At 65.2% G+C, this 4959-nt stretch carries 4 protein-coding genes; all 4 read left to right on the forward strand.

From position 1 onward, the window contains the following. The first annotated feature begins 433 nt into the window (after window positions 1-433). A complete protein-coding gene (locus Q1K09_RS12855) occupies window positions 434-1021 on the forward strand; it encodes a hypothetical protein (RefSeq protein WP_300345872.1) in 588 nt (195 codons plus the stop codon). Next, on the forward strand, window positions 1018-3237 hold the full coding sequence (locus Q1K09_RS12860) for a YhgE/Pip domain-containing protein (RefSeq protein ID WP_300345874.1): 2220 nt from the start codon (window positions 1018-1020) through the stop codon (window positions 3235-3237). The genes Q1K09_RS12855 and Q1K09_RS12860 overlap by 4 nt, the downstream gene beginning before the upstream one ends. Continuing rightward, on the forward strand, window positions 3234-3890 hold the full coding sequence (locus Q1K09_RS12865) for a TetR/AcrR family transcriptional regulator (RefSeq protein WP_300345876.1): 657 nt from the start codon (window positions 3234-3236) through the stop codon (window positions 3888-3890). The genes Q1K09_RS12860 and Q1K09_RS12865 overlap by 4 nt, the downstream gene beginning before the upstream one ends. Before the next feature lie 428 nt (window positions 3891-4318). Continuing rightward, window positions 4319-4816 (forward strand): hypothetical protein, encoded by a 498-nt coding sequence (locus Q1K09_RS12870; protein ID WP_300345878.1) that lies wholly within the window; start codon window positions 4319-4321, stop codon window positions 4814-4816. The last annotated feature ends 143 nt before the right edge of the window (window positions 4817-4959 follow it).

Raw genomic sequence — 4959 nt, forward strand, 5'->3', positions numbered from 1 at the left:
CTGCTTCAGGCTCACACCGGCCTCGCGGTTCTTCGCGACCGCGACAACATCCTCCCGGAACTCCACCGGGTACTTTCCTGCCATAGAGACATCCTCTCCTGCCCAGCACCAGCGGTGCTAAACATCAGATGTCACCTGTTCCTGCATCAGCCCCTGAAGACGCCGGCACCGGTGGGACTGTGCCGGTGCGTGGGCATCTGCGCGCCCTATGACCACCACCTTCCTCTGCCGCATACCCATCAGTGGCGCTGTCTCGCAGCGGGGATGTCGGAATCAGCACATTCGACGGCCTTGACCCTCCAGCTCGGACATTCGAGATCGATGGCAGCGACCTGGTCCTCGCGGAAGTGAACGAGGCCTAACGAGAATAGCGCCGGCAATAACGCCGGATGCAGGTTTTGTACTGACTGGTCAGTTCAGTATGATGATGTCCATGCTTGAGCTGGTTGAGACTGAGGTGAAGGACCACCACGGGGTCCTGTTCAGCGGCGTGAACCTAGAACTGGGCAGCGCCGCGCTCGGCAGCCTCGTCGTCCCCTCTCCCTGGGGAAGGAACGCTCTCGGACTTGTCGCGGCAGGGAGGATGCGTCCCGACAACGGCCAGGTGCTCTTCAACGGGGCCGACAGTACAGCGGAACTGCGCCGGGCCTCCGCCCTCGTGGACGCGCCGGGTCTCACCGCCCCCGAGCACCACATGAAAGTCAAAGGCCTAACGGCGGAGACGCTCGGGCTCCAGCCCCGCCCACACGGTGGGAAGCGTCCGCGCGCAGCAGAATGGCTGGAACAGCACGATGCCGCAGACCTCGCCGCAGAGCCCGTCGAAGCGCTCGACCCCCAGGTGCGGCTCTGGCTGCTCATCGAACTTGCCTTCGCCGACCCCGCCGTTCATCTCGCCGTCGTGGAATCCCCGGACCGACACGGGCTGCCCGAAGAGGAGCTGGCGGAGACCCTGCGCTACGCGACAGGCGATGGACGCTCAGTCCTCGCCATCCTCAGCACCGAGAAGGAGGCGCTCCTGTGAGCCTGCTCGCCCACCCAGCCGCCGAAGCCAAACGCCTGCTCAGCGGCATCGACCCCATCAAGACCCTCATCGGCCTTGCCGTGATCCCAGTCCTCTACGGCGGCGTCTACCTCTACGCGAACTGGGACCCCTACGGAAACATGGAGAACGTCGACGCCGCCCTGGTGAACCTCGACGCCGGCGCAGAGTTCGACGGCGAGCACCGCACCATCGGGGACGAGGTCGTAGAGGACCTCTACGATGACGCCTCCTTCGGATGGCAGGACGTGGCCACCCGGGAAGCCGCTGAAGCCAGCACCTACCGCGGAGACCACCAGTTTGCCCTCATCATCCCCGAAGGATTCTCGGAAGCACTGGCCTCTCCCGAGGATTTGCAGTCTGCAGAGCAGGCAGAGCTGGAGATCATCGCCAACGAAGCCAACAACTACCTGCTCTCCAGCGTACTGGAGGTCCTCGCCGGGGAGCTGCACGAGTCCATCAGCGAAGAGGTCGGACAGGAGACCGCCGACCAGATCCTGACCGGGTTCGGCCAGATTCACCAGGAGCTCCTCGACGCCGAGCAGGGCGCAGGCGAGCTCCACTCCGGTAGCGCAGAGCTGAAGGACGGAATCGTCGAGCTGCGTGAAGGAGCCGAAGCCCTCAGCGAGGGCGCCGGGGACCTCGACGAGGGAGTGGGAGAGCTGAGCAGGAGCCTCGTCACCCTCCGCGAAGGCACCGGTACGCTCGCCGACGGTGCCGAGGAGCTCGAGACGGGAGCGGGCGAGCTGCAGACCGGACTGGGCACAATCAGCATCGGGATCGGCGAGGCGCAGGAAGGTGTCGACGAGATCTCCGAGGGGGCTGATGATCTGGAAACGGGGGTCAGTGAGCTGAGTACCGGTGCCGAGGCAGTTGCTGAGGGCAACGAGCAGCTCGCGGAGGCCTCCGCAGAGGCCGCAGAGACGCTCAGCGAGGTGGGGGCCAGCGCAGAGACCCGGGTCGAGGAGAGTGTCCAAAGCCTCATCGACGCTGGTCTCATTGAGGAGGAGCAGCGCGACCAGGTTGCCGAGGCTCTCGGCCCGGTCCTGGACGATTCTGAGCTTGCTGCCCGGGCAGAATCCGCCCGGACAGGTCTTGCCGAGGCGCATGACTCCGTGGACCAGCTGGCCGCCGGAGCCCGCGAGGTGGCAGACGGTGCCTCCGAGCTCTCCGCGGGAAGCTCCGAACTGGCTTCGGGCCTCTCAGAGCTCAGCGAATCCCTGCCGGGGCTGGTTGCAGGAATCAGCGAGGCTCACACAGGTGCCGGGGAGCTGGCAGAAGGTGCCGAGGAACTCTCTGCTGGAGCTTCTGCGGCAGACGTGGGCGTCGGCGAGATGCAAGAGGGCGTCAGTGAGCTGTCCGAGGGAGCGTCGGCTCTCAACGACGGGGCCGGGGAGCTTCTCGATGGGCTTTTCGAAGCTGAAGATGGCGTTGTCGAGCTTACTGATGGTGCCGAGGAATTGGCGGCGGCACTGGGCGACGGCGCTGACGAAGTTCCCAATCCTGATGAGGAGCAGCGAGCTGAGGTCAGTGAGGTTATCGGTAACCCGCTGAACGTGAACCAGTCCGCTCAGGCTGAGGCCGGCTCCTACGGTGCGGGTCTGGCACCTTTTTTCATGGGTCTGGCGCTGTGGATCGGCACACTGGTGATGATGCAGGTGCTGCGGCCTGTCTCTGCCCGGGCGCTGCTGTCCAACGCGTCCAGCCTGAAGGTCGCGGTCAGCGCCTGGATGCCGTTCCTGGCGCTGGGCATGGTGCAGGCTCTGCTGCTGTATGCCGTTGTCGTGCTCGGGGTGGGGGTGGAACCGGCGCATCCCTGGCTGGCACTCGGCGTGCTGCTGGCGGCCGCGGCGGCCTTCACAGCCCTGATCCAGGGGATCGTGATGCTGCTGGGCAACCCGGGGAAGTTCGTCATCATCGTGTTGCTGGTGCTTCAGCTGGTCGCCGCAGGAGGAACCTTCCCGGCTCAGACGCTGCCCGGCTCACTGGAGGCCCTGCACCCGGTGCTGCCGCTGACCTATGTGACCGATGGTCTGCGCCACGTCATCTATGGGGCTGACGCAGCCGTCGTCAGTGGCACGCTCGCGGCCACGGGAGTGACAACTGTAGTGGGGCTCGGTGTTCTTCTGTTGGCGGTGCGAAAGCATAGGATGTGGAGCCTGGAACGTCTCCGTCCGCCGATCGAGGAGCTTGCATGAGTGTGGCCGCTGAGCCGAAGGCTTCCGCGAGGGTCCGGATCCTCCGGGCGATGATGTCCCTGGACGACCACCGCAGCGTTCAGGAGCACACGGTGGATGAGATCGCCCGCCTGGCCGGGGTCGCCAAAGGGTCGGTGTACTACCACTTCTCCTCCAAGGAGAGCCTCGTCCGGGAAATCCTGGTGCACGGCGCCGCAGAGATGAAGGCCCTCATGGATGGCCTCCATGAGCCGGGTGCGACCGACGATGACGCCCGAGCCGGCTTCCGCCGGCAGGTCGCGGCAGCATTCGGGTTCCTGGGCGAACACCCCTCTTTCACTGGCCTGGTCGCATTTGCCCTGGCCCAGCGAGAAGGCGACGGAAGTCACCAACTCCGGGCTGAAAAGGAAGCCATCGTCTCCCTGCTCGCGGACCGGATCGAGCATCTGGAGCACAGCCGTCAGGGTGAGAGCGTCACTCCGCGGCACACTCTTGAGATCGCGGCCACCGCTCTGCTCTCGTCCGCTGTGACTCTGTGTATCGAGCGGATGACCGTGCATCAGGACTGGACCGTGGAGGCCTGCGTGGACGCCCTCCTGCGCATCGCTACCAGCGAACCGAGATTCCGGCGCCCTGGAGGTGGCCGACGGTCCGGGGCGCCGGAACGTTTCTGACCACGGAGGCTGAACGACGAGTCCCCTGATCGGGTCCCATCTGCTCATTGCGGTAACTCACCGCCTCGCTCAGCTTAGAAATGCCTACGGCTGCTGTAGATCTCCCGCACCTCGAGGGCTGGCTCTGCGGTGTGGGTCTGTCCATGACGGCGGTTACTCGGTGCCCGAGAGAATCCAGACGGCGTGCCGCGCGGCGCCGTCAGCCACGTACTTGCCCGGCTCGGCACGAGGATCTCCCGGTCGGAGATCGCCGGGAGGCCCAGCTTGCGCCTCGTACCCCGGATTCGGCGTAAAAGCGCTAGGACGAGGACGACAGATGGCGCGGCACTGGCATGACGACGGAGGTTCCGGCCTCTTCGACTAGTAACAGGGCCTACCTCGCACCTTCCGTTGAGCGCCCCAGGGGGTGGAATGTGCACCTGCTGGGTATGAGGCTGTCTGAGTTCTCCACTATGTTCTCCCGTCCAAAACTGTTTGCCGCACTGAGCGCCGGTGTAGCCCTGCTTCTACTAGTCGCAGTGGGTATCTATGGGCTGGCCACCGGCCCCCGCCAGCCGGAGCCGCCCGCGGCGACGACTGCGCAGACCGCAGACCCCACACCCACTGCTCCCGGCGCACCCACCGAACAACCGGACTCTGATGTGCGACAGCCAGTGGTGCCACCGGTAGAACGATCCGCCGATCCTGAGACATTCGCCCGCAACGTCGCTACCGCCCTGTTTGAGTGGGATACCGCCTCGGGGCTGATGCCCCTGGACTACACCTCCGCACTGCTGGATGTCAGTGACCCCGCTGGGGCCGAGCAGGCAGGCCTGGCCTCTGATGTGGCCACCTACCTGCCCACTCGTGAGGCATGGACTCAACTACGTCAACACTCCACCCGCCAACAGGGGCTGATGCAGGAACAGGTGACATCTGATGTTTAGCGCCGCTGGTGCTGGGCAGGAGAGGATGTCTCTATGGCAGGAAAGTACCCGGTGGAGTTCCGGGAGGATGTTGTCGCGGTCGCGAAGAACCGCGAGGCCGGTGTGAGCCTGAAGCAGCTCGCTGCTGATTTCGGGATCAGCTA

The organism is Nesterenkonia sp., assembly GCF_029265375.1.
Taxonomy (GTDB): Bacteria; Actinomycetota; Actinomycetes; order Actinomycetales; family Micrococcaceae; genus Nesterenkonia.